Here is a 25,173-nt window from a genome sequence, read left to right as displayed (position 1 = left end):
GAAAGGTACGATTATGGATTCCGCTTTATTTTTCGAGGAAATGATTTTATTTCCTTACGACCATATAAATAATGTACAAAAAAATAACCCATAAACTCTAAAAATAGGAAAATACTATTTTAGGATTTATGGGTTATTTTGACTGGTTGTTAGTTTGAATGTTTATTCAGAAAGATTTTCATTTGGTTGTTTATTTAGAATTGGTGTACTTTCATTAGCCAACTTGACTGGCTTAATAGCTAAGAATTGAGTTTGGAATTGCAATAACTTTTTCATGAAAAAAGAGATCAGATAAATGGAGATTGCAGAAATCACAGCTTGTCTGACTCCAAGTATCACAAGATTTAAGACAATGATCACGATATTTGTCAATAAAACTCCTAAGGCATGTTCAATCCCAAAATATTTTTTGAATATCAATGGAGGAACGGTCACTCCACCATTTGATGCACCGATTTGGTATAGAATGAATATCCCTAAACTAAATAGAAAACTACCGACAACTAAAGCGACTGGGAAAAACTGGGTGATCAATAAAGTCGGTGTGTAGGCTAAAATGATCGGAAATATCAAACTACCTATTAATGTTTTAAAAAAGACTGCTCTTTCCAAAAAGATAAAAGCCAAGCAAAGCATGGCTATATTGACTGCCCAAACAATCAATGTTCGATCAATCAGTAAAGCTGTTTCTAAAAGAAATCCAATTGATCCTACGCCTGCTGAAGCAATTTGATGTGGAAGTAAAAACATGTTTAGTCCCACAGTAATACTAATGATTCCAACGATGATCACGGGTAATTTTTTTAGTTCTGCTTTCACACGCGCATTCCTTTCTTTTTGCTATTATTTCTATAATTATAGCAAGTAGTTAGGACAATAAAGTAACAACTTTTTCAGAGTAAACTGAAAAAAATATTTCTATTGTTCATCGCTTATTTGTTGACTAAATAATTATTTTCTTGTAGCAGATGCCCGCGTTGTTGTTTCATTTTTCGATATTCCTTAGGAGAAATAGTTTCTTTTCGTTTAAAAATAGAACTAAAATAATTTGGATCATTATAGCCGACTTCGGCAGCAATCGCAGATAGTTTTAAATTTGTCTCACGCAAAAGTCGTTTCGCCATGCTCAATCGTTGTTCAGTAAGATAATCAATAAATGTTTGCCCCAGCGCTTGAGAAAAAATCGTGCTAAAATGTGAGCTGCTTAAATGGACATGATCGGCGACTTCTTTTAATGAAAGTTCTGGTTCAGAATAATGAATTTCAATATACTCGATCGATTGCTCAAGTACTTCTTTGTATTGACTCATATGATTCTCAAGGACCATTTCCTTTAAAAAGTGAATCATTTGTTCAAGATATTTTTTGAATAGTGGCGTTTCTGAAAGGATCGCCGGAGTCTCTTCTGGTGAGGCAAAAGAAACGACTTGATTGCTTTGTTTTTGACGTATCTTTACTAGATGGTTCAACTCATTGATGATCAAGTGTCTAATAAGGAGCGGATCGGCATGTTGGTCGATCTGTTTAACTAACTCTTCAATAAACGGTTGAATTTCGCTTTTTCTAAGTAATGTAATGGATTCTTTTAGGTCAAATGTTTGTCCATAACTAGTGAGTTTCTTTTCATAATCCAAATAAGAAAGGATTTTTAGGTTAGGATCGACCGTCAAATAGCTGAGCAATTGGACTGCTGTTTCATAACTACGGGCAATTTCACTGATTCTTTGCACTGGATGACCGATCGCGATAACTAGATCATCTGTCGTATGACTCAATGTTTTGTGGGAGAGCAATGCGACTTGATTCGCTTTCTTCTGGAGTATCTCTTCATTTTGATCAAAGATCAGCAATTTGATAAAACGGGAAGAGAGGGAAGAGAAGAGCATGTGTTTGTCGTTATCAAATAGTTCTGCCATCTTTTCATGAAAAACATCATAATCTGAAAAGAATTTATTTGCATGATTGGCAATCAAAAGGACCATGAATTTGTTCCCTGCGATTTCTCGATCGAGCTTACGACCTTCATCAATTGCTTCTGAAAGTAATAACTGATTATTGAATAGGGCATTCAAATAGAAATTTTTTTGTACCTCTAGCGAATAACTAGTTGTTTCTTTTGCCTGTTTCAACAATGAATCAGCTTCTAATTTTTGAATGATATGTTCTAAACTTTCTTGTAATTCATCAGGCTTGATCGGCTTCAACAAATAATCGGCTGCTTGAAGTTGAATGGCCGTTTTTGCATAGGTGAATTCATCGTAGCCACTGATAAAGATGATTTGGATATCGGGCAGGAGTTTTTTTACTTCATTTGCTAATTCAAGCCCATTCATGAAAGGCATACGAATGTCCGTTAATAAGATATCTGGTTTCTGTTCGGCAATCATTGCTAAAGCAAGTTCGCCATCACTGGCATCACCGATCGGTCCGAGTGGTAAGAAGTTAGAAAATCCAGTGAGCATTCTCTTTAACGATTCTCGAATCAAATGTTCATCTTCTGCGATAAAAATTTTATACATCTGCTTCATTCCCTTCTAAGTCTTTCGTAGGAAGGATGACATGGACGACTGTTCCATGGTCGATCCGGCTAGTAATCGTAATGTTTGCATCGGACCCATAGTACAAAAGTAAACGTTTATTGACATTAAAGAGGCCATATCCTTTATGGAAATTCGTATCTAAACCATCTGCCAGTTCCTGATTGATCTCTTTCAGTCTGGTTTCTGTAATACCTTTGCCGTTATCAATGATCAAAAAATGAATCAATCCTTCTACATCTATATACGCTTTTACGATGATTTTCCCTGGACGGCGAACAAGTTTTGTTCCATGATAGACCGCATTTTCAATCAATGGTTGAAGAATCATTTTTAAGATTGTATGATTTTGAACTTTTGGATCGATGTCTAAGCGATAGGATAACTCATCACCGTAGCGAATCTGTAAAATCGTTAGGTAATTGACGCAATGTCTGATTTCCTGTTCGACGGGGATCCAGTCTTTTCCTTGGCTTAATGAGATCCTGAAAAAGTCAGATAAGGCATAAGTCATTTCTTTGACTTTTTTGATTTCACCCATTTCTGCTAAAACTAAAATGGCATCTAGACTATTATAAATAAAATGGGGGATGATCTGGGCTTGCAGCGTTCGGACTTCGCTTTGGGCAAGGTTATATTGTTTCAATGCATTTTCCTCTAATAAAACCACTAAATTATCAGCCATGTCATTCATACTATTGCTTAGTTTTTTCAACTCATTGTTTTGTGGCGTTTTGATTCGATGATTTAAGTGTCCTTCTGCTAAAGCATCAGCCATTTTGACCATTTCATCCATTGGCTGTTGGATTTGGTACATCATTTTTGTATTGATCCTTCTCGTCAATAAGAAAATCAATGCGATAATGATGACTTCGATCGTTGAGAGGATCACTAAGGAACTTCGAACCTCTTCACTTTTTACAGAAGCCGTATCGATTTCGATTTTAACAAAGTCTTGTAAAATATCGTGGGCGAGTTTGACCGCCGATTCGACATGGAGCATCAGCGCTTGATTTTCTGCAAATGCTTTTTTTTGTTGGATGTTCTCGATGATTTTATCTAAATAATCGGTCACGTTGTCCAGTGAACGTAAAACGATATTCAGTGTTGCCAGTTCTTGAGAGTTTTGAGTGGTGATCTTGATATCTCTGATTTCTTCTTTGATGCGACTAACTTGGTTACTATCTTGGAATTCTTCAGGAGTGATCTGTCCATAAGTCAGTCCCAAAGCCTCTTCGATAATGGTTTCTTCGACGGTACTGGCGATTTGATTGGCGATAGAAATATTATGGATACTTTTCTCATAGGAAAATAGATAATGCGTATAAAGTGCAATACTAATGATCAAAGGTGCGATTGCTAAAGATAACATCAGCCAACTGGTATGTTGGAGTAGGACTTTGATGCTTTCATTTTTCTTCATGTGTTCCTCCTAATAGCCGCGTGGCGGGATCGTTGAAAAATCATTTTGATCTGAAAAAACAGTGTCAGAAACATAGATATCATCTGGAATCGCTTTCTTTTCGAAGTAACGTTTGACGGTATTTGCGACTAATTCACCCATAAATGGATTGCATTCCACGACGCAATTGACATTTCCTTTTTTTAATTGGTCGATCATTTCTTTTTGAGCATCAATGCTGACGATCACGAAGTTGTTTTCAAGGTTCTTTTCTTTCATGGCATCTAAAGCACCTAAAGTCATTTCGTCGTTATGGGAGTAAATGACGTCGATCCCAACTAATTTTCCCTCATCGATCGCTTTTGAGAATTGTTCCTTGGCTTTCAATCGAATATAGTCGCCGCTGATGACTTGGGTGACATGGATTCTTGGATCACGTCCAATCGTTTCTAAAAATCCGTCCGACCTTAAACGAGTAGGAGATGTATTTTCTGAACCACGTATCTCAAATACTTGGATCGATTCCTGCGACTTTTGCTGATAATGATTCGTTACATAGAGCCCAGCTCGGCTGCCTTGTGCTTTGAAGCTTGAACCAATATGGGTCAAATAGAGATTTTGTTTCTCCGTTGTGATGTTACGATCGACGATGATGACTGGGATATTCGCTTCTTTGGCTTCTTCCAAAACAGAATCCCAGCCTGTTTCTTCGATAGGAGACAACACGATCATATCGACTTGATAGGCGATAAATGTCATCACATCTTGGATCTGTTGTTTTGGATCAGAGTAACTATTTCGGTGAAGGACTTGAAAATTTTGTTTTTCTAGTGCTTCTTTGATGGACTGATTTTGCGCTTTCCGCCAATTACTCTCGGTGCCTGCTTGAGAAAAGCCGATCGTTAATTCTTTTTTTGCAGGTTCATTTGCATTAAAAGCACAACCGGTCAAAAATAAGCAAAAAGCAATCAGGATAAAAAAGCTGTTGTTCTTCATATCATTCTCCCCTTTTATCTATATCATATAGCGTTACCAGTTCTCATATTAGCATGTTTGTCAATTTCGTAAGAAAATCAAGAATTGTCAAAAGAAAATGAAGAAAAATATAAAATTGAAGAAATTATACGCGTAAATTTATAGAAATATAAAAAGATAATCAATGAAAGCGTTTTATATAATGAGTAAAATAAAGCCATCAAATAAGTTTTGGAGGGACAAAGATGAAACGAGTTGGGAAAAATTGGTTAGTTGCAATTGTCTTTTTATTGATCTCAGTCACAACATTAGCCGGATGTAGCAATGGAAGTGCAGCCGGGGATGAAAAAGGATTTGTAGGGATCTCGATGCCGACAAAATCTGCGGAGCGTTGGATCGCTGATGGGGATAATATCGTTAAGCAACTAGAAGAAAAAGGGTACAAGACGGATTTGCAATATGGAGAAGATAAAGTAGAAAATCAAGTGGCACAAATCGAAAACATGATTACAAAAGGTGTCGATACGTTAGTCATTGCCTCGATCGATGGATCGGCATTGACCGATGTATTAGAAAAAGCACACCAAGCAGATATCAAAGTCATTGCGTATGACCGTTTATTGATGAACTCCGAATATGTCGATTATTATGCAACTTTCGATAATTTCGGCGTAGGGGTATTACAAGCTTCTTATATCGAAGATAAATTAGGTTTGAAAGATGGTGCAGGACCTTTTACGATCGAGCTATTTGGTGGTTCACCAGATGATAACAATGCACTGATCAACTACAACGGTGTCATGTCCATCCTTCAACCATATATCGACAGCAAACAATTGACCGTCTCATCAGGACAAACGAAGTTCAACCAGATTGCGACACTTCGTTGGGATGGTTCAACTGCGCAAGCCCGGATGGATAACTTATTAAGTGCAAATTATACAGATAAACAATTAGATGCAGTTCTATCACCTTATGATCCAATCAGTTTAGGAATCATTTCCTCCTTAAAAGGAGTGGGATATGGTTCAAGTGATAAACCACTACCGGTGATTACTGGGCAAGATGCGACGATTGCTGGAGTGAAATCGATCATTGCAGGAGAGCAAACGCAAACGATTTTTAAGGATACACGAGTACTAGCTGATAATACAGTAGAAATGATCGAAGCCCTTAACAATGACAAGGAAGTGCCAGTCAACGATGAAGAGACCTACGATAATGGCGTGAAGGTCGTACCAACGTATTTAGCAAATCCTGTTTCTGTTGACAAAGAAAACTACAAACAAGAGTTGATCGATACGGAGTATTACAGTGAGAGTGATTTAGGTCAGTAGCAGCAAATAGGTTCTGGGGCATTCGTCATCTTGTCCCCCTGAAACTGAATACACGGTGTTCTAGAAGTAGCTCTTTCAGAAAAAAAGCGTGAAGGACCAGAGATTGGCAGAACAGTTGACGGATTTTCACGCTTGTTTTTCGGAGTTGAGACTTCTGTCACAACCTCGATTAGGAAGTGAAAAAATGGCAGATTATATTTTAGAAATGAAAGAAATCATTAAAGAATTCTCTGGTGTTCGTGCGTTGAACAATGTGAATCTTCGAATCAAACGAGGCGAGATCCATGCACTTTGTGGTGAGAATGGTGCAGGAAAATCAACTTTGATGAATGTGTTGAGTGGTTTGTATCCTTATGGCAGTTATTCGGGAGAGATCACCTATGACGGTGAGGTATGCCAATTCAAAAATCTTAGAGACAGTGAATCAAAGGGGATCGTGATCATTCATCAAGAATTAGCCTTGAGTCCGTATTTGTCGATCAAAGAAAACATCTTTTTAGGAAATGAACAAACAAAGCATGGTGTCATCGATTGGAATCTGACTGAACGAAAAACCGAAAATCTATTAAAAACAGTGGGACTGAAAGTCGATCCGAATACATTAGTCTCACAAATCGGTGTGGGACATCAACAGTTGGTGGAGATTGCGAAAGCTTTTTCCAAAAATGTTCGTTTGCTCATATTAGATGAACCAACAGCCGCACTGAATGAAGAAGAAAGTGCCAATCTTTTGGCATTGATCAAGGAGTTTCGTAATCAAGGGATCACGTCGATCATTATTTCTCACAAATTAAATGAGATCGTAGCAGTAGCTGACCGAATCACGATCTTGCGAGATGGTCAAACGATCGAAACATTAGAAAACGATGCGATCAGTGAAGAGCGGATCATAAAAGGCATGGTTGGTCGGGATTTAACAAATCGCTATCCTGATCGTCATCCCAAGATTGGAGAGGTCTATTTTGAAGTAAAAGATTGGACCGTACATCATCCGTTGACAACTGACCGAATCGTCAACGATCATATCGATTTTTCGATCCGAAGAGGAGAGATCGTAGGTATTGCCGGATTGATGGGCGCTGGTCGAACTGAATTTGCCATGAGTATTTTTGGAAGGTCATATGGGAGCAATATCAGTGGCAAGATATTGAAAGATGGAAAAGAATTGGTCATCAAAGATGTCTCTCAAGCAATCGAGCATGGACTTGCGTATGTATCTGAAGATCGTAAGTCTGTAGGATTGAATCTTTTGATGGATATTAGAGAAAATACAACGATTGCCAGCCTCAAAAAAATCAGTCGAAGTGGCATCTTGGATCAAGAAAAAGAAGTCATCGAAGCAGAAAACTTTCGTAAAAAGATGCGGACAAAAGCGACGAATGTGTTCCAAAACGTCGGTAGTTTAAGCGGTGGGAATCAACAAAAAGTCGTTTTAGCCAAGTGGTTGATGACCGAACCGGAAATTTTATTTCTGGATGAACCGACTCGTGGGATCGATATTGGTGCAAAATATGAAATCTACACGATCATCGAAGAAATGGCCGCCTTAGGAAAGTGTGTTTGCATCATTTCTTCTGAGTTGCCTGAGATCATCGGGATGTGTGATCGAATCTATACGATGAATGAAGGGAAAATGACAGGGGAAGTGCTTCGAGAAGAGGCGAATCAGGAATTATTGATGAACCTGATGACAAAAGAAGAGGAGGCAGTCGGGTAATGGAGAATGTCACGAAAAAAAGTAAGGAAAAAAGTACTTGGAATGTAAAAGAAAAGATATTAGATATCTTTAGTAAGTATAGTATGGTCATTATCTTGGTTGCTTTATTGATTGCTTTTCAATTGATGACTGGCGGCATCTTTTTAAGACCGCTGAATATAACGAACATTGTGTTACAAAACAGCCATATTTTGATTTTAGCTGCGGGAATGCTTCTGGTCGTTCTTTTAGGATATGTCGATCTATCTGTCGGTTCAGTCATGGCATTTGTAGGGGCAATGGCTGGTATGCTGATGGTCAATAACAACATCAGTCCTTGGTTGGCTATTCCTTTATGCTTGTTAGTCGGTGGGGTGATTGGGGCATGGCAGGGATTTTGGGTCGCTTATGTAGGGATTCCAGCTTTTATTGTTACACTTGCCGGGCTATTGATGTTTCGTGGACTGACACAAGTTGTGTTAGGCGGACAATCGTTAGCGCCATTTCCTGGAGGATTCCAAAAAATCTCAACAGGCTACTTGCCAGATGTGTTTGGTGTTCCTGGGATGCATCTTTTGACTTTGATTTTAGGTGTCGTGTTGGCAGTCAGCTTAGTTTTTGCGCAGTGGCGTGCTAGAGCGAGAAGAAAAGAAAATCTATTTGACGTACCATCGATGAACGCATTTTTGATCAAAGCGGCATTGACGATCGTTCTTGTCTTAGGACTTAGTTATATTTTTGCCTCTTATCAAGGATTTCCAGTGATCTTGATCATTTTAGGAGTGATCGTTGGTGTATATGGCTTTTTGACTAATCGAACAGTTGCTGGGCGACAAATCTATGCAACCGGTGGTAATTTGAAAGCTGCTCAATTATCTGGAATAAAGACAAAAAAAATCACTTTTTGGGTATTTGTGAATATGGGTGTGATGGCTGCCTTGGCTGGATTGATTTTAGCGGCGCGCTTAAATGCTGCTACGCCACAGGCAGGAACTTCACTTGAATTAGATGCGATGGCTTCTGTCTACTTCGGCGGGGCTTCTACTTCAGGAGGAATCGGAACAATCACTGGAGCGATCGTCGGTGGCTTAGTCATGGGTGTATTGAACAATGGGATGTCGATCATGGGTGTCGGCGTAGACTGGCAACAGGCAATCAAAGGATTGATTCTATTGCTAGCAGTCGTATTGGATATTTACAATAAAAAACGCAAGATCTCTTAAGGTGGCGAGTAGATGAAAACAACAGAGGAAAAACGAATATTATTGATTTGTACTGCCGGGATCACCTCAGGATTGTTAGTTAAAAATATCCAAAAGGCAGCAGATGAAGAAGGGATACCTCTTCATGTATATTCTGCTCCAGCAATCGTGGCAGAGCAAGCAATCCAAAATCAACACATTGACGGTTTGATGATCGGACCACAATCTGAATATGAAGTGGCACGATTAAAAGACTTTCTAACGGTGAAAGCTGTTCCGTACAAATTGATCCGTAAAGAAGATTATGAAACATTTGATGGCGAAGCAGTTTTAGCAGATATCTTAAAATTTTTTTGAAAGTAGGTTTGGAAAAATCTGTTGTGAAGAAAGACAGAAAATTTTTTTCAAGCGTGATTTCAGTAACAGTAAAAGCAAACTATGGATGTTTTTTCCGTGTCAATGATCCTTTCCCAAACAAGTTGTGCTACAATAGGATAAAATAATTGTTCGGACAACTTATGTCGGGTCGAAAGGATTGGCAAAGCAACCATGGAAAAGACAAAATATCAAATGATCGCGGATGAAATAAAAGAGAAGATTATTGCACAGATTTTTAAACTAAATGAGCCGATAACGCCTGAACTCCAACTACAAAAAGAGTACCAAGTAAGCCGTCACACGGTAAGACAAGCCATTGCGATACTAGTCAATGAAGGGTATCTGCGTAAAGAGAAAGGTTCAGGTACTTACGTTGACGATGCGTATAAAAAAGTATCGGAAAGTAGAAAAAAACAAAAAACGATTGGTGTGATCACGACTTATCTATCGGATTATATTTTCCCGTCGATCATTCGAGGAATCGAAAAAACGCTGAGTGAGCAAGGATATTCACTTTTGCTGGCAAGTACGAATAATGATCATCAGCAAGAAAAAAACTGCTTGGAAAAAATGCTTCAGTTTGGTGTGGATGGCTTGATTGTAGAGCCAACAAAAAGTAATGAGTACAATCCCAACTTAGCCTTATATGTCCGTTTGAGAGAGCAAGGCATTACAATGGTCATGATCAATGCAGTGTATGAGGAATTAGCGGTGGCATCTATTTGTGTTGACGATGTAAAAGTTGGCTTTAAAGCGACAGAGTATTTGATCCAACAAGGTCATCAACGGTTGCTATTTGTGACGAAAATCGATGATTTACAAGGAAAGTATCGAATGAAGGGATTTATTCAAGCGTGTGAAGCAAATGGTGTCCAATTTTCACCAGAAGATATTATTACCTACACGACAGATTCTCGTGGGGAAATCGGTGAAAAAGTGCTTGAACAGCTAAAGGAATCAGCTTGTACCGGTCTCATTTGTTACAATGATCAAGTTGCCAGTCAATTGCTCGATGAAGTGATCACTAGCGGTTATCAAGTGCCACAACAACTGTCGATCATCGGTAATGATGATTCTTCTTTAAGTCAGGTAGGACCAGTGAAGCTGACGACTTTAGCTCATCCCAAAGAACAAATGGGGAAAGATGCCGCGGAATGGATCATCCACACGATTCAAACTGGCAACCAAGGAGAAGATATCGTCTATGAGCCTCGCTTGGTGATCAGAGATTCGGTAGCTTCAACAAATGAGTGAATGTTACTGACGGAAACTGAGATCAGACCGAATGGACTGAAATTATTCAGTTAGAACATCGTAACGTTTTGAGTACGGACGATTCGATCTTTCAAAAAGGTAAAGAGGGAAAAATCTTCTCTCTTTGCCTTTTTTTGTATGTAATGAATGAAATAAACAAGCATAATAAATAAACAAAAAATCATATTTCTGTACGAACAAATAACGTTAAAACTATTGACATGTACGTACAAAAAGTTTTATACTGTGGGTATCATATAGAGAGTCCAAGGGGGCGTTTGAAATCGAAACAAAAGAAACTAGGTTGAAACGAAAAGAAGCGATTCAGACTGGGCAAACGGCACTGGGTATCGAGTTAGGTTCGACCAGAATCAAAGCAGTACTGATCGATCACAACTATGAACCGATCGCAGCTGGTAGCTATGACTGGGAGAATCAGTTGGAAAATGGGATTTGGACCTATTCGCTTGATGAGATTTGGAAGGGGTTACAAACGAGCTATCAGAAACTAGCCGCAGTTGTATCCGAGGAGTATGACACACCTTTGACCACGATCGGTGCGATCGGTTTTAGTGCAATGATGCATGGTTACTTGGCATTCGACCAAGAGGATGAATTACTTGTACCGTTTCGTACGTGGCGCAATGCGATCACCGCAGAGGCGGAAGAAAAACTAAGTCAGGCGTTTCAGTATACGATTCCCCAACGTTGGAGCATTGCCCATTTATATCAAGCAATCTTAAATAAAGAAGCTCATGTAAATGATCTTAGTTACTTTACTACCTTGGCGGGATATATCCACTGGCAGTTGACCGGACAAAAAGTATTAGGTGTTGGAGATGCCTCAGGGATGTTTCCAATCGATCCTCAAACGAAAAGGTATGATGCAGAAAAGCTTGCGATTTTTGATCGCTTAGCAAAAACAGAAGGATTCTTACAACCTGTAGAAACACTTCTTCCCGAGATTCGTTTGGCTGGTGAAGTTGCAGGGACGCTGACCGAAAAGGGAGCAAGACTTTTAGATCGATCTCGTCAGTTGGAAGCAGGTATTCCTATTTGTCCGCCTGAAGGAGATGCAGGTACTGGTATGGTGGCGACGAATAGTGTTGGACTACGCACAGGGAACGTGTCAGCCGGAACTTCGGCATTTGCGATGATCGTATTAGACAAAGAGCTAGTCAATGTCCATCCAGAGATCGACCAAGTAACGACACCTGACGGAAGTCCAGTGGCGATGGTGCATACAAATAATTGCTCTTCAGAAATCAACGCATGGGTCAAGATCTTCAAAGAATTCAGTGAGAGTCTTGGCGTGACGACCGACAGCCAACAAATTTACGAGACACTATTTTCGAAAGCGCTACAGGCGGATGTGGACTGCGGAGGGCTACTAAGCTTTGGTTATCATTCAGGAGAAAATATCACAAAAATGGAACAAGGGAGACCATTGTTCGTGCGACGCCCCGATAGCAAGTTTGATCTTGCGAATTTTATGCGGATGCATCTTTCTAGTGCGTTTGGCGCCATGCGTCTAGGAATGGAGATCCTTAAATCTGAAAAAATCACGATCGATCGTTTAGTTGCCCATGGAGGAATTTTTAAAACGCCAAAAGCGGCTCAAACAATTTTAGCTTCAGCGATGGAAGCACCTGTCACAGTCATGGAAACAGCTGGAGAAGGCGGTGCTTGGGGGATTGCCCTATTAGCAGCATATCTTCAAAAAGCAGAAACGATGTCGTTGGAAGAATTTTTAGCACAGCATGTATTTTTAAATAGTGAAGGCATAACGATCAAACCGACAGAGGCAGATTTAAAGGGGTATGAACGATTTATTGCGTTGTATGAAAGAGGATTGCCGATTGAAGCCTCTGCCATCGTATCAATGGAAGAAGGAGTGAAGAAATGTTAGAAAGTCTGAAAGAATCGGTTTACCAAGCTAATTTGGCTCTACCAAAACAAGGATTGATCAAGTATACATGGGGAAATGTCAGTGCGTTTGATCGTGAAACCGGGTATTTCGTCATCAAGCCTAGTGGCGTGAGCTATGAAGAAATGAAAGCAGAAGATATGGTCGTGGTCGATTTGGATAATCGAGTCATTGAGGGTGAATTGAATCCTTCCTCCGATACACCGACCCACGCAGTTCTTTATAAACAATTTCCTGTAATCGGTGGCATCTGTCATACTCATTCGACATGGGCGACGATTTGGGCGCAAGCAGGTATTGATTTACCGGCAATGGGAACGACTCATGCGGATACTTTTTATGGAAGTGTTCCTTGTGCCAGATTTTTAACGCAAGCCGAAATCGATGCTGGCTATGAACACGAAACCGGTAATGTGATCATTGAAACATTTGAACAGCGAAACATCGACATCATGGCGATCCCAGGCGTTTTATTACATGGTCACGGACCGTTTACTTGGGGCAAAGATGCCTCTCAAGCGGTGATGAATGCAGTGGTCTTAGATGAAGTGGCAAAAATGAACTTGTTTACTCGCCAGCTGAATAGTTTTTCAGAAGCTTTGCCACAACGAATATTGGATAAACATTATTTACGGAAACACGGTAAAGATGCATATTATGGGCAAAAAAATAAATAAAAAAGCAGAGGAGTAAAAAGTATGTTATCGATCAGTAAAAAAGAATTTTGGTTTGTCGTAGGGTCACAACATCTCTACGGAGAAGAAGCGTTAGCGCAGGTCAAAAAGAATGCGGAGACGATCGTCACTGCACTGAATGATCAACAAACGTTACCTTACCCGATCATACTAAAAGAATTAGCAGTGACTGCGGACACGATCACTTCGATCATGAAAGAAGCAAATTACCAAGAGCAAGTAGCGGGTGTGATCACTTGGATGCACACGTTCTCCCCAGCAAAAATGTGGATTCGTGGTACTCAACTATTACAAAAACCACTGTTACATTTAGCTACTCAATTTAATGAAAGTATTCCATGGGAAACCATCGACATGGATTTTATGAACTTGAATCAAGCGGCACATGGGGATCGGGAATATGGGTTTATCAATGCGCGCCTCAATAAGAAAAATGAGATCGTAGTAGGTCACTGGCAATCTGAAGATGTTCAACGACAAATCTCGGATTGGATGAATGTGGCTGTGGCTTATAATGAAAGCTTTTCGATCAAGGTTGCTCGTTTTGGTGACAATATGCGTAACGTGGCTGTGACTGAAGGAGACAAAGTAGAAGCGCAGATCCAATTTGGCTGGGTAGTCGATTATTATGGGATCGGTGACTTGGTCCAAGTGATTGATGCGGTCACTGATGAAGAGGTCGAGACATTATTTGAAGAATACAAAAAGCTTTATGAATTTGATTATGCTGATTATGACAATGAGACATGGGAAGCGCATGTCAAAGTGCAAGCGAAACAAGAAATCGGCATCAGACGTTTCTTGGAAGCGGGCAATTACAATGCCTTTACAACCAACTTTGAAGACCTTTACGGTATGCAGCAATTGCCTGGTTTAGCTGTTCAACGATTGATGGCAGAAGGGTATGGATTTGCTGGAGAAGGCGATTGGAAAACAGCCGCTTTAGATCGTTTACTAAAAATCATGGCTCAAAATGAAAATACAGGGTTCATGGAGGACTATACGTATGAATTGACGCCTGGAAAAGAAGCGATCCTACAATCACATATGATGGAAGTTGATCCTACGTTGGCAGTCAATCGACCAAAAATCGTTGTTTCACCATTATCAATGGGTGACCGAGAAGATCCGGCTCGTCTTGTCTTTGATGGTAAAGCCGGCGATGGCGTGGTAGTGTCTATGGCGGATTTTGGCACACATTACAAATTATTGATCAACGAGGTTGAAGCATTCGAACCAACGGAAGAAGCGCCACATCTGCCAGTCGCACGAGTACTATGGAAAGTCAAACCGAATTTCCACGAGGGCGTAGGTGCGTGGATCCGAACAGGTGGTGGCCACCATACCGTCGTGTCATTGAACCTCACTACAGAGCAAATCCAAACATGGGCTCGCTTAGTTGATCTAGAAGATATTGTAATCAAATAGTTTAACGATTGAAGAAAAAAGTCCGTTGAACTAGAAAAAAACGTAGGTGTCTGGCATTTACATTGAAATAAATAATTGAACCACTAGAATTGACTCATTCATTTAGTCTTTCTAGTGGTTTTTTTGATGGATCAAAATAATAGATGATCGATGTTTTTGTTCTCGGCATGATGCGGAACTAGAACATTTATTCAATTTATTTTTGAGGATACTTGAATAAATTTTTTTGAGAATGAGCTTTTCCTTGTATATTATGCAAATATTATCGATTTACATCACGTTATAAGCATAAAAATACAATTCAAAAATAAAGTGTGTTATCCTTCTGTTGTAATCATAAGTTTATTAAATCAAGTATTCTATTTACATATTTTTACCTAAAAAAATAGTCTCCCCTTTATTTCTACATAACAGTTTTTGACCTGGCTTACCTTTGTTAATATTTTATTAGAAATGCTTATCAATCAAATGCTGTTGATGGAATTTTGCGATAAAAAATAATGACTGTCTGACAGTCTTCGTCATCTAAGCGAAAGTTGTTTGGATAAAGGAGGAAACTTTATGGAAATACTGAAAAACCAAAAGAGGATTTCGAGGCTTTTTTGTACATCGTTAGTGCTTTTTTTCTTATTCATATTTGGAGGCGTTTACTCCCCTACTTTCGCGGATACGGAACAAAGTTACTCCACGAAACCGTTAGCGCAAAATGAAGAAGTCGCACTTTATCTTGAAGAGACAACTAAAGGTATACAGTTTCGCGTAGAAAAAAGTGTACCAGAAACGTTGCAATTTGAGGTTACTCTCCTTGATGAAAAAGGAACGAGGATGCCGCTTTTCGTAGGTGAAGCACCATTGTCGGAAAAGCAGTTACTCACAGAAGATCAAGTTGCTTCGCTGTACTTTACAAAGACGGCTGAACCTTTACGACTGTTTATCAAGTATAAGACCATAGATCAATCCTTTAAGGACTTGACACCGCAAGAAGGACAACTATTTCAGTTAGCTCAACAGGAAGCTGACACCGAATCAAATGATACCGAAACTGACCAAACGGAAACAACGAGTAGTAGCACGCAAGAAAGTAAACCAACTGAAGAGAGTCAAGTAAATGAAGAGTCGCAAACAGCTGTAAGTGAATCACAAGCAGAGGAAGAGCAACCCGAGACTTCTTCGGAACGGCAATCTTTTGCAAGAGCAGCTTTAGCTCGTGCGACCGGTACTGGTTCTCAGTATGTCCCACCTGGTGCGATTCCTATCAGTGGCGCATTTGCAGCTCCGAATGGTGGGGCGGTGGTATCGAATGTCACGAATACGAATGATAATGGCGGGAAACCTTTCTCACAAATTTCTCTTTCAGGTAGTAATAACTGGACATCGATTTGGTCGAATGATGCCTATCGATTAGATTTTACAAAATCATTTTCACAACGTGTGTATGTCAATTTTGGGACGCAGCAAGCAGATGGCGTCGCCTTCGTGATGCATAATGACGCTCGAAAAACAACTGCTTTAACGAGTTCTCGAGCGGTAGGTGTCGATGGACAGAACTTGGGTGTCTATGGTGCGACCGGTGGATATTATGAATTGTTAGCGCAACGAACCCCTGAGACAACCGCAATCAAAAACTCTGTTGCTGTTGAATTTGATATGTACGCCAATGATGCAGTGACTGGTAGAACTCGTTATGATGCGCAGATACCTGCTGGAAGTACCCCTCACATGGCTTATACGTTTCCAGGAAATTTGAGTCGAACGTATCAGCCCGTGAATGGAGTGAATGCAGATCTAGGTCCGAATGATTGGTTTACTTTGACGATCGCCAATTCGGGTCGGATCAAACATAATAGCTTGATCCCACTAAATGGGGCAGTCAGCACCAATGTACAAGATGGTACGTGGTATGAGTTCAATTACAATTTTGACAGTACTACCCGTAATTTTACCTATTCTTTCAGAAATCCGGTAAATGGCACAAAAACAGCTGACACGACGATCCCCTGGGCAGATTTGAATTCAGAATTGCAATTATCAGCTAATAATAATCGTGCCTATTGGGGATTTACAGCGGCGAATGGTGCTGTTTCTGGGCAAGTACGTTTCGCTTTTACTCAACCGCCCATACCAATTGGCGCCTCTGTGACAAGCCAAGTATTGGACAGTGCCAATAATTCTGTGACTGTCCCAAGTACGGATACGAGTAAAAGTAAGTACCTGATTAGTGAGCAGCCAGCAAAGATCCAATCAACAATCAAGGTCAGTGCTGGAGAAGCTGCATTGAATGCGACGAGATGGACGACGGTTCTTGATGCAAAAGCCATCAATTTAGCCACGAATGCAAGTTTGACACCTACTATCACAAAGACAACTGCCGCCGGTGTGACGACAACGATTGCACCAGCTAACTTATCGACAGTCGTCACCAACAATGCAACGACTGGTGTGATCAACGTAGTAACAACGATTGCCAATAATGCCATCAATCTGAATCCAGGTGATTCTGCGACACTCAGCTATTCTGCACCAACCAAAACACTCTCCGCGGATGTCTTGACGAGTTATGGAGGGGCAGTGTTAGCCAATCCAGTAGGGACTACGCCGAATGATACAACAAATGTCACTTACTATGGAGATACAGTCTATTATTGGGTTCGTAAAACCGATCAGTTCACTTCGCTTTCTTGGGAAAATGTCAATACTGTGACAAATTTTAGTGAAACATTGGATATCTCATCCAATCGTGATCCGGGTTATAAGAAAACATTTTATTGGAAAGATTTGGATACAGGCGATAAGTTGAGCTTTAAGGTCAGAAAAGGAACGAGTTATTTAACGGATGTGCCAATAGCCGATGTCACGACGAACGGTTCAACAGGATTTAACGCAAATACACAATTAACGATTCCTACAAAATATTTTGATTATGGTGATAACCGTTTCGTGATCGAAGTTTACTCTTCAGGGAAACTGACGAAACCAGAGGAACCAGCGGCTTCATTGAATCTAACAGTTACTTACACTGGAGAATTAAGACTTGATAAAGTACCAACTAATTTAAAATGGACGAGTCGAACCGTTCGGCAAAGTAAAGGCATACTGGCTCGTGATGCGGGGAATCAAATGGATCTGAAAGTATGGGATTCGAGAGATCCACGAACAACGAAAGATTGGTCGATCGGTCTTTCCATTGTGAGTGGGACGAACGCGCCGTTCTCCTTCGTCTGGAAAACTAGTCCAACGAGTGAAGCACAAAAATTAAGCACATCGCCTATCAAAGTGTTCGATTCTCGCGGTGTGGCACCTAGTGGTTATGAATACACGATGAGTATGGATGAAAATACAGGTATTTTACTGAATAGTCCAAATCTCCTATCTGTCGGAGACTATAGTGGACGAGCGACAGCCAATTGGAAGCTTTATAACACCGCTACGATCGAATAAGGAGGCGATGAGATGCACCGAATAACTACAACTCTTTTGTTACTGCTGAGTTTTGTTCTGTTAACTGGCTTTATGCGGACGGTTCCTGTATTTGCAGATGAGGTCGTCGCATCAGATCAAAAAGAAATCCAGTTTGAATTATATGAAACAGACGAAGTGGCGCCCACAGGAAATGATGGTTCAGGTAATGCTATCTCACAATTTGGTGGAATGCTTCCTAAAACAGGTAGTTTATTGTATGGAACTTCTGCTTTCCTTGGGACACTACTCATTGGTTTTGTTGGCTTGATGTATCTTTCAAGGAGACAGAAGAAATGAAGCGTAAAATCAAATGGCTGCTTTTATTTGCCTTACTCCTGGTATTTGCTTCACCTCCCAGGATTCGAGCCTCGTCTGTTGATGGAGAGAAAAAATCAGCCATAAAGGTTCAAATCATTGAACCAGAAATTTATCTAAACGAAGTTATACCGCCAACCTTTAATCGTTACCCAGTCCAACAAACGGACATTGAACGCCAGGCTGACCGTGATCTAGTGATCGAAGTGGTGGATAATCGTAGTGGGAAAAATGGTTGGAAACTCGACTATTCATTATCTGCTTTTAAAAATGAGCAGGAATATGCAGCAAAGCTCTCCATGAAAAATGGCCGTTTGACTGCGGAAGGGCCAACCGATTATCAAGTTAATGATATTGAGGATATCGGTAATGGCGAAACGCAAGAGCTCGTCAAAGTAAACCAAGGAACGAAACAAACGTATCGATTGGTCATCCCAAAAGAAAATATCTTGTTACACGTTCCTGCCAATAGCCCAAGTGGAACCTATAAAGCGATACAGACGGTCAACCTCGTAAATGTGGTTGCCGATGTAGATTAATTGAAAATCAAGGAGGAATAAAAATGAACCATAAAACAAAAACATTAAGTGCAGTATTCGCAGGGTTGATTTTAGTAAATATTGGAGGAGTAGCCACATTCGCAGCAGAAGTCCCTGGACAAACTGGGAATACCCCAACGACAGTGACGATCACCGATGCTACTTCAGGGGATTTAAGACTCGATGCCGTTCCAGCAAGTTATGCGTTTGAAACGGAAATTGAAAATAGCACGTACTCTCTTAGTACAGGAACGATCGGTACGCCTGGAAATATCGTTGTTTCAAATGATAGCATCGCTCAAGGATGGTCAGTAAGAGCAACTGTTGCCAACAACCAATTGACACGTGCAGCTGCGCCAGCAACATTTGATGTAAATTCATTCCAAATCAACGGCGCACAATTAGTTGGAACCGGTGCAACTGGGATTGTCGCTCGATCAGCTGCAACACCAGATGCTGGTAATAATACTGGGCAAATCACCACTCCTGTGACAACGATCGCGATTGGTTTTACCGATCCAACCAATGTCTTACAAGTAAATAATGTCTTGAACGGTACGATCAATTATCAATTGTACAATACGGTAGATGCTTCTTGATCTGTCTGATTGTGAGCGAAGGTTGAAGCAATCGCTTTTGTCGATTGCTTCAATTCTTTCTATCCGCTTTTTTCGCATAAAAAGATCATGTGAAGAAAGGAAACGAATCGATAAATGAGGTGTAGTGATGAGAAAAATTAGTTTAGTCATTTGTTTCTTGTTTGCTTTTTGCTTTCCCTTAGTCGCTGAGGCAGAAACAGAGACGGATGCAGAAGTAGGCTTTCATATCAAAGCAATTACTCCCGATAATCAAGTCGATAAAAAATTAACTTATTTTGATCTACGTTTAGAACCTGGTCAAAAACAAACAATCAAGTTTCTTATAGAGAATACATCGAATGAAGAGTCGACTTATAAAATCTCAGTAAATCAAGCGTACACGAATGACCAAGGGTTTATTGATTACACGCAACCAGCGGATAATCAAGAGATACCAGAGGAATTTCAAATAAGCAAGATCGCTAAAGTGCCGGAGAGTATCACTTTAGCGGGTGGCAAGTCACAAGAAGTGAGTATAGATCTCACAATGCCTGAAAAAGAATTCGACGGTCAAATCTTGTCAGCGATCCATGTTATGAAAGAGGGACAAGCTGAACAAGAGGGTCAAATCGTCAATAATTATGGCTATGTTTTAGGATTGAAACTAACGAATAATGAGAATGAAGTACAAAGAAAGCTTGAACTGGAAGACATCGAACCAGCGATTTCATTTGGAAAAACAAGTGTTGTAGCAACGTTGAAGAATCCAACAATGGATGCAATCGGTCATTTGAAATATAATGCTGAAGTGAAAAATGCAGCGGGGGAAACAGTAAAAGAAGTATCCTACGACAAAGATATGCAAATGGCCCCCTTATCAACGTATCGATTTGCAATCGACTGGGACAATGAACGTTTAGAAGCAGGGGATTATTCTTTGCATTTGACAGTCGCTGATGCAAAAGACAATGAGTGGGAATTTGATCGCGAGTTTACGATCAGTGAAAATGAAGCGAAAGAAGTGAATAAGGTAGCGATTACTGAAGTCAATCAACAATCGATCCCAACTTGGGTATATGTAGTTGTCGGTGTGTTACTTGGAATAATCATTCTCTTGCTGATCTATTTTCTATTCATACGTAAGAAGAAAAAAGAAGAATAATCAAAAGGGGTTGTGATCCTTATGTTAACACGAGTCTTAGCATAGGGATCACAATCTCTTTTTTGTTAATTAGCGTTTCTTATAGAAATAGTACAGCACACTGATGAAAAAAATCACAGACATCAGTAGGCCGATTTCATAATAAAGAAACACCCGCACAGAATCATAAAAGTAATACGCCATGATTTTTACGATAAAGTAAATCACAGGGCACGCAGCTAAAAAAATCAAAAAGGTGCGCTTAGTTATTTTAAAGAAATAAAAGAATGCTAGCGCGGCAATGCTAAAAGGAAACCAAAATAAAAACTTACTTAATTGGACCAACGTCATTCACTCCTCTATCATCTTTATAACCAAATAATACCATTTTTTTGTTATTTTTAAAACTGATAATAGTATCATAACAAAATATTTTTTTTAGTTAAAATTCAAAAATAAGGAGTTTTTATCAAAAAAAGCTTGATTTATAGTGATTAGTGATATGTTGAGCATGTAGAACGTTCGTTTTTTAATAACGATAAAAAATCTTATATTTCGTTCGTTTGTTATATATCGACCATTCTTTTAAAAAGGTATTTCCGAGTTCGATTGCAGAAATTGTAAAATTATTTCGGTGATCCACGGACAATCTTGTCGGCGGGAACTAAACGGTTGATAGCCGTTATAGCGATAGATATATTCGTTTTTCCAACCGTTTGTTTTTGTTTGTTTCATTTTGAGTAACTCGATCAGTGGTTTTAATGCCTCTTTATCGAGTTCTTTGCGATGAGAAGCAATGTAGACAAGATCTGTCAGAGACAAAACATAGCCTTGTGGAAACATATTTTCTGTAATATGAGCAGAGATGGGTTGCTCATTTGATAACCGTTTGAACCATTGGTGTTTTTGCATATAGGCTATACCTTCATCGATCATCTGATTGACTTTAAGGTCAGCTGGATCAACTACTTTCTGGTAAGTGATCAATGCACGAACACTCTTCCCGATACCGATGTAGCAAGGTGTTTTTCTCAAACAACCACCATGTTGACAAATCCCCCGTCCTGTCCAAGTCGTTGTTTGGTTTCGTTCAAATAGTTGGTAGTGTTTGATCCACATCAACGCTCGCTGTGCCGCAGGTGTCTGTCCTAACCCCAGACGAACATAAGCTTCCAGTAGCATTGCATTGTAACAAGGGACGATATCTTCTGCTTTGCCAGTATAGGAAAAGCCATCAGTTGTCGCAAGATGGTCATCAACGTATTGGATCAGTGACTGAGTAACTGGCAATTGGTTTGCGTAAGGAATTTCCGCCAAACCGATCAAAGCAAAAATCTTTCCTAAGGCAGATAGATTTTCTTGTTGTTCATACTTTTTGACGATCGAAGACTGTTCAAGGTAGCTCATTGGCTCATCAATAGGTTCTTGTTGGACGATTTTTCTTTTTAATAGATAGGCTGTATCCATAAGTGTGGACCTCCTTCAACTGCTTGTTGTGAATAGTTGGTAAGGGTTTCATTTATCAAGTATATCATCAAACGAACGATCCGTAATGTCCAAGTCGTATTTCCTTATGCGAGAACGTTCAATTTGTTTTTTTTAATCAGTAAGAAAATTTAAGATACTGAAAGAATTCTAATAATCTGATGTTCTTTTTATAACGAGAAATAAAGATGAGGATTTTTTATTTTATAGTGTTAATTTATTTCTGTAATTGGAAATAAAAAGCACAATACAGACGATAATAGATGTTATTATTTTGGTGTAAAGAAATGATACTTGTTATTTCTTTGTAGAAAGCGCCAATATGAGGGGGCTATGATTAGATAAAATATCTATACATAGAAATTGTTGCGTTAAATTTTTAGGAGGATGATCTACATTATGAAAAAAAGGAAAACAATGTGTCAGTTGATGTTGCTCGGACTTTCTGTGTCGACGATGATGGTACCATTTTCCAGTGTGTCAGCAACCATGTTATCAGTAGAAAAGCATAAGGAGGCAGATCCGGTAAGTACGAGTGAACTAAACAACTCATTACTAAACTCGATCACTTCCGCCCAAGAACAAATCAATAGCTTAGAACAAAAGTATGAGTTAGTTGTAAAAGATGCGATTGTTTTGCCTGAAAAAACAGATCATATGTCACTCTTGATTGCCGCAGATGCGAAAGTCATTGATGAAGAGGGGGAACCATTAAGTGGTTTTACACCTTATGTCATAGAAACAAACGTTGAAGCAAAACCGGGGGTATACCAACTGACCATTGGCTTAAAAGAAGATGCCAGTGTGGAGAAAACCGTAAAAGTCACAGTTTTGACGGATAAAGAAGAAACAAAATATTCGATTATAGCAGATAATGTGACGGTCTTAGTTGGTCAGACGGATACAGATTTCATCTTGAAATCTGCAGGTGCCTATGCACGAAACGAAAAAGGTGAAAGATTCGAGGTTATCGTAAAAAACTCTACCGTTGAAAATCAAGTAGGTGAATACGAGATGACCCTAGGAATCAATCAAGATGCTCGTGTGGAACGAACGATCAAAGTCACTGTCACAGATAAAGAAAATTACACATTCAGTGCGCAAGATGCTTATGTCATGGTGGGCCAAACAGATGATGCATCGATCATTGCAGCAGCAAACGTAACGATCACGAATCATCGCGGCGAACCAGCAGATGCAAAAGCAGTGATCAAGTCATCTACTGTCCAAGATAGTCCAGGAGTCTATCAGGCAACGATTTCTGTGGATAAAGATCTAAGTCTTGAAAAAACGATCACTGTCACTGTCATGCAAGATAATGGTGGAACAACAGGTATTTATGATTTCCAATTGCTTGCTGAAGATGCGACAGTCAATGTTGGTCAAACCGATGAACAATCGTTGATCGAGGCAACAGGAGCTTTTGCCATTGATGGTACAACAGGAAAAATTGGAAGAGTGATCGTTAAACAGTCGACCGTCCAAGATAAGCCTGGAGAGTATGAAATCACATTTGGGGTCGCCCAAGATGCTTCTGTCGAAAAAACGGTGAAGATCACTGTACAAGATCCAGAAAATCAATCAAAGTATCGATTGAAAGTAAAGGAAACACAAATCACTCTACAAGTTGGACAAACGGATGAAGCAGTAATTCTTTGGACGAGTGGTGCTGAGGTCGTGGATCAAAACGGGTTCTTATCTTACGAAGCTCATCCAATCATCAAATCATCTACTGTTGAGAATAAAGCGGGGGTTTATGAAGCAACGATCGCGGTCGATAAAGATCAATCGATTGAGCAGACGATCCAAGTAACAGTCATCGGTGAGAGCACGACCGAACCAGAAGTGTCCTATGAACTTTACGCCAATGATGGATTTACTACGGTTGGACGAACAGATGACCGTTCCATCATCGAAGCAACAAAAGCAGTCGCATATGATAGTCAAGGGCGAGAGGTATCTGTTATTGTCAAAAATTCAACGATCAAAGACGAAGCTGGCGTTTACCAAGTGACTTTAGGTATCAGCCAAGATACTTCTATCGAAAAGACAGTCAATGTAACGGTTGAGGGCGCTGAAACTGAACAGCCGAGTTCTGATTACTTATTGTTAGCAGACGATGCCGAAGTACCAGTTGATCAAATTGATGATAACTCTCTTCTTATAGCAACAAATGCTTTTGTATTCAACCAGACATTAGGAAAGCAAATCGAGCCAATCATCAAAAGCAGTACAGTCCAAGATATTCCAGGAGAATATGAAGTGACGATCGGTATCGCACAAGAGGATCATGTGGAAAAAACAGTGAAAATCAAAGTGATGGGTGAATCTTTACCGCAACAGGAATATCTTTTAAATGCATGGGATGCAGCCGTGACAATCGGACAAACGGATGATCAGACAATCTTAGCGGCAGTCGGGGCCACTGTGACAGATTTGTCTGGTCAACCAGTCGAAGCAAAACCAATCATCAAAGCATCTACAGTTAAAGACGAAGTTGGTTACTATGAAGTAACGATCGGTATCGATAAAGGGGATATCGAGAAAACGGTCCAGGTGATCGTTCGTTCTGAGAATCTGACAGAAGGGTACACATTTCTGGCAGAAGATGCTGTCATTACAGTCGATGAAACAGATGAAGCATCGATCGTCAAAGCGACCAATGCACGAACAGTCTATAGTGATGGCAAAGTTGTAAAAGGTGCAATAATCAAACAAACCAATGTTTTGCCTATTCCTGGAGAATACGAAGTGACACTTATGGGAAATCAGTATGGCCATGGGGAAAAAACTGTCAAGGTAACGGTCGTAGCGGCTGATTGATG

General features: G+C 39.9%; 19 protein-coding genes. 14 read left to right on the top strand and 5 right to left on the bottom strand.

Going from position 1 to position 25,173, the window contains the following annotated elements; all coding sequences use genetic code 11:
- Window positions 1–162: 162 nt before the first annotated feature.
- The 4 genes from IGL24_RS09445 to IGL24_RS09430 form a co-directional block, all read right to left on the bottom strand.
- Window positions 163–819, bottom strand: a complete 657-nt coding sequence (locus tag IGL24_RS09445) for a YitT family protein (protein WP_207700338.1) — start codon at window positions 817–819, stop codon at window positions 163–165.
- Between the two features lie 113 nt (window positions 820–932).
- Entirely contained in the window at window positions 933–2,519 is a 1,587-nt protein-coding gene (locus IGL24_RS09440; protein ID WP_207700339.1) for a response regulator, read from the bottom strand.
- Window positions 2,512–3,960: a sensor histidine kinase gene (locus tag IGL24_RS09435; RefSeq protein WP_207700340.1), complete on the bottom strand. Its 1,449-nt coding sequence runs from the start codon at window positions 3,958–3,960 to the stop codon at window positions 2,512–2,514. The genes IGL24_RS09440 and IGL24_RS09435 overlap by 8 nt, the downstream gene beginning before the upstream one ends.
- Before the next feature lie 9 nt (window positions 3,961–3,969).
- A complete protein-coding gene (locus IGL24_RS09430) occupies window positions 3,970–4,935 on the bottom strand; it encodes an ABC transporter substrate-binding protein (protein WP_207700341.1) in 966 nt (321 codons plus the stop codon).
- Between the two features lie 224 nt (window positions 4,936–5,159).
- Between IGL24_RS09430 and chvE the strand changes: the two genes are divergently transcribed.
- The 13 genes from chvE (at window position 5,160) to IGL24_RS09365 (ending at window position 20,884) form a co-directional block, all read left to right on the top strand.
- Window positions 5,160–6,251 carry a multiple monosaccharide ABC transporter substrate-binding protein gene (gene chvE, locus IGL24_RS09425; RefSeq protein ID WP_206859192.1) on the top strand — a complete coding sequence of 364 codons (1,092 nt, stop codon included), beginning with the start codon at window positions 5,160–5,162 and terminating at the stop codon, window positions 6,249–6,251.
- A 184-nt stretch (window positions 6,252–6,435) separates the two neighbouring features.
- The gene (gene mmsA, locus IGL24_RS09420; protein ID WP_207700342.1) at window positions 6,436–7,968 is read left to right on the top strand and encodes a multiple monosaccharide ABC transporter ATP-binding protein; all 1,533 of its coding nucleotides are present in this window, start codon (window positions 6,436–6,438) and stop codon (window positions 7,966–7,968) included.
- Window positions 7,968–9,170 carry a multiple monosaccharide ABC transporter permease gene (gene mmsB / locus IGL24_RS09415; RefSeq protein ID WP_206859186.1) on the top strand — a complete coding sequence of 401 codons (1,203 nt, stop codon included), beginning with the start codon at window positions 7,968–7,970 and terminating at the stop codon, window positions 9,168–9,170. Before mmsA ends, mmsB begins: the two co-directional genes overlap by 1 nt.
- A gap of 12 nt (window positions 9,171–9,182) precedes the next feature.
- Window positions 9,183–9,506, top strand: coding sequence for a PTS sugar transporter subunit IIB (locus IGL24_RS09410; RefSeq protein ID WP_206859185.1), 324 nt, complete (start codon window positions 9,183–9,185; stop codon window positions 9,504–9,506).
- 192 nt (window positions 9,507–9,698) lie between these two features.
- Window positions 9,699–10,781 carry a GntR family transcriptional regulator gene (locus IGL24_RS09405; protein ID WP_207700343.1) on the top strand — a complete coding sequence of 361 codons (1,083 nt, stop codon included), beginning with the start codon at window positions 9,699–9,701 and terminating at the stop codon, window positions 10,779–10,781.
- Between the two features lie 283 nt (window positions 10,782–11,064).
- Window positions 11,065–12,690: an FGGY-family carbohydrate kinase gene (locus tag IGL24_RS09400; RefSeq protein WP_207115636.1), complete on the top strand. Its 1,626-nt coding sequence runs from the start codon at window positions 11,065–11,067 to the stop codon at window positions 12,688–12,690.
- Window positions 12,684–13,385 carry an L-ribulose-5-phosphate 4-epimerase gene (locus IGL24_RS09395; protein ID WP_207115627.1) on the top strand — a complete coding sequence of 234 codons (702 nt, stop codon included), beginning with the start codon at window positions 12,684–12,686 and terminating at the stop codon, window positions 13,383–13,385. The genes IGL24_RS09400 and IGL24_RS09395 overlap by 7 nt, the downstream gene beginning before the upstream one ends.
- Before the next feature lie 21 nt (window positions 13,386–13,406).
- Window positions 13,407–14,831, top strand: coding sequence for an L-arabinose isomerase (gene araA, locus IGL24_RS09390; protein WP_207115626.1), 1,425 nt, complete (start codon window positions 13,407–13,409; stop codon window positions 14,829–14,831).
- A 561-nt stretch (window positions 14,832–15,392) separates the two neighbouring features.
- The gene (locus IGL24_RS09385; protein ID WP_207700414.1) at window positions 15,393–18,269 is read left to right on the top strand and encodes a lectin-like domain-containing protein; all 2,877 of its coding nucleotides are present in this window, start codon (window positions 15,393–15,395) and stop codon (window positions 18,267–18,269) included.
- A 12-nt stretch (window positions 18,270–18,281) separates the two neighbouring features.
- On the top strand, window positions 18,282–18,587 hold the full coding sequence (locus tag IGL24_RS09380; RefSeq protein ID WP_207700413.1) for an LPXTG cell wall anchor domain-containing protein: 306 nt from the start codon (window positions 18,282–18,284) through the stop codon (window positions 18,585–18,587).
- A complete protein-coding gene (locus tag IGL24_RS09375) occupies window positions 18,584–19,144 on the top strand; it encodes a WxL domain-containing protein (protein ID WP_207115623.1) in 561 nt (186 codons plus the stop codon). The genes IGL24_RS09380 and IGL24_RS09375 overlap by 4 nt, the downstream gene beginning before the upstream one ends.
- A gap of 23 nt (window positions 19,145–19,167) precedes the next feature.
- The gene (locus IGL24_RS09370; RefSeq protein WP_206859171.1) at window positions 19,168–19,743 is read left to right on the top strand and encodes a hypothetical protein; all 576 of its coding nucleotides are present in this window, start codon (window positions 19,168–19,170) and stop codon (window positions 19,741–19,743) included.
- A gap of 127 nt (window positions 19,744–19,870) precedes the next feature.
- The gene (locus IGL24_RS09365; RefSeq protein WP_242699818.1) at window positions 19,871–20,884 is read left to right on the top strand and encodes a DUF916 and DUF3324 domain-containing protein; all 1,014 of its coding nucleotides are present in this window, start codon (window positions 19,871–19,873) and stop codon (window positions 20,882–20,884) included.
- A 564-nt stretch (window positions 20,885–21,448) separates the two neighbouring features.
- On the opposite strand, the gene IGL24_RS09360 is transcribed toward IGL24_RS09365, so the two are convergent.
- Window positions 21,449–22,330 carry a hypothetical protein gene (locus IGL24_RS09360; RefSeq protein WP_207115621.1) on the bottom strand — a complete coding sequence of 294 codons (882 nt, stop codon included), beginning with the start codon at window positions 22,328–22,330 and terminating at the stop codon, window positions 21,449–21,451.
- Between the two features lie 417 nt (window positions 22,331–22,747).
- Between IGL24_RS09360 and IGL24_RS09355 the strand changes: the two genes are divergently transcribed.
- Complete coding sequence (locus IGL24_RS09355) at window positions 22,748–25,171, top strand: hypothetical protein (protein WP_207700040.1); 2,424 nt, start codon at window positions 22,748–22,750, stop codon at window positions 25,169–25,171.
- The last annotated feature ends 2 nt before the right edge of the window (window positions 25,172–25,173 follow it).

This window comes from Enterococcus sp. DIV2371 (assembly GCF_050498525.1).
Lineage (GTDB): Bacteria > Bacillota > Bacilli > Lactobacillales > Enterococcaceae > Enterococcus_B > Enterococcus_B mangumiae.
The sequence above is the reverse complement of the archived record's forward strand: the minus strand, read 5'-3'. Positions and strand labels throughout refer to the sequence as shown.

Coding starts and splice junctions, on each gene's coding strand:
- IGL24_RS09440 (WP_207700339.1), bottom strand. CDS start 2,519: ATGTATAAAATTTTTATCGCAGAAGATGAACATTTGATTCGAGAATCG.
- IGL24_RS09435 (WP_207700340.1), bottom strand. CDS start 3,960: ATGAAGAAAAATGAAAGCATCAAAGTCCTACTCCAACATACCAGTTGG.
- IGL24_RS09430 (WP_207700341.1), bottom strand. CDS start 4,935: ATGAAGAACAACAGCTTTTTTATCCTGATTGCTTTTTGCTTATTTTTG.
- chvE (WP_206859192.1), top strand. CDS start 5,160: ATGAAACGAGTTGGGAAAAATTGGTTAGTTGCAATTGTCTTTTTATTG.
- mmsA (WP_207700342.1), top strand. CDS start 6,436: ATGGCAGATTATATTTTAGAAATGAAAGAAATCATTAAAGAATTCTCT.
- mmsB (WP_206859186.1), top strand. CDS start 7,968: ATGGAGAATGTCACGAAAAAAAGTAAGGAAAAAAGTACTTGGAATGTA.
- IGL24_RS09410 (WP_206859185.1), top strand. CDS start 9,183: ATGAAAACAACAGAGGAAAAACGAATATTATTGATTTGTACTGCCGGG.
- IGL24_RS09405 (WP_207700343.1), top strand. CDS start 9,699: ATGGAAAAGACAAAATATCAAATGATCGCGGATGAAATAAAAGAGAAG.
- IGL24_RS09395 (WP_207115627.1), top strand. CDS start 12,684: ATGTTAGAAAGTCTGAAAGAATCGGTTTACCAAGCTAATTTGGCTCTA.
- araA (WP_207115626.1), top strand. CDS start 13,407: ATGTTATCGATCAGTAAAAAAGAATTTTGGTTTGTCGTAGGGTCACAA.
- IGL24_RS09385 (WP_207700414.1), top strand. CDS start 15,393: ATGGAAATACTGAAAAACCAAAAGAGGATTTCGAGGCTTTTTTGTACA.
- IGL24_RS09380 (WP_207700413.1), top strand. CDS start 18,282: ATGCACCGAATAACTACAACTCTTTTGTTACTGCTGAGTTTTGTTCTG.
- IGL24_RS09375 (WP_207115623.1), top strand. CDS start 18,584: ATGAAGCGTAAAATCAAATGGCTGCTTTTATTTGCCTTACTCCTGGTA.
- IGL24_RS09370 (WP_206859171.1), top strand. CDS start 19,168: ATGAACCATAAAACAAAAACATTAAGTGCAGTATTCGCAGGGTTGATT.
- IGL24_RS09365 (WP_242699818.1), top strand. CDS start 19,871: ATGAGAAAAATTAGTTTAGTCATTTGTTTCTTGTTTGCTTTTTGCTTT.
- IGL24_RS09360 (WP_207115621.1), bottom strand. CDS start 22,330: ATGGATACAGCCTATCTATTAAAAAGAAAAATCGTCCAACAAGAACCT.
- IGL24_RS09355 (WP_207700040.1), top strand. CDS start 22,748: ATGAAAAAAAGGAAAACAATGTGTCAGTTGATGTTGCTCGGACTTTCT.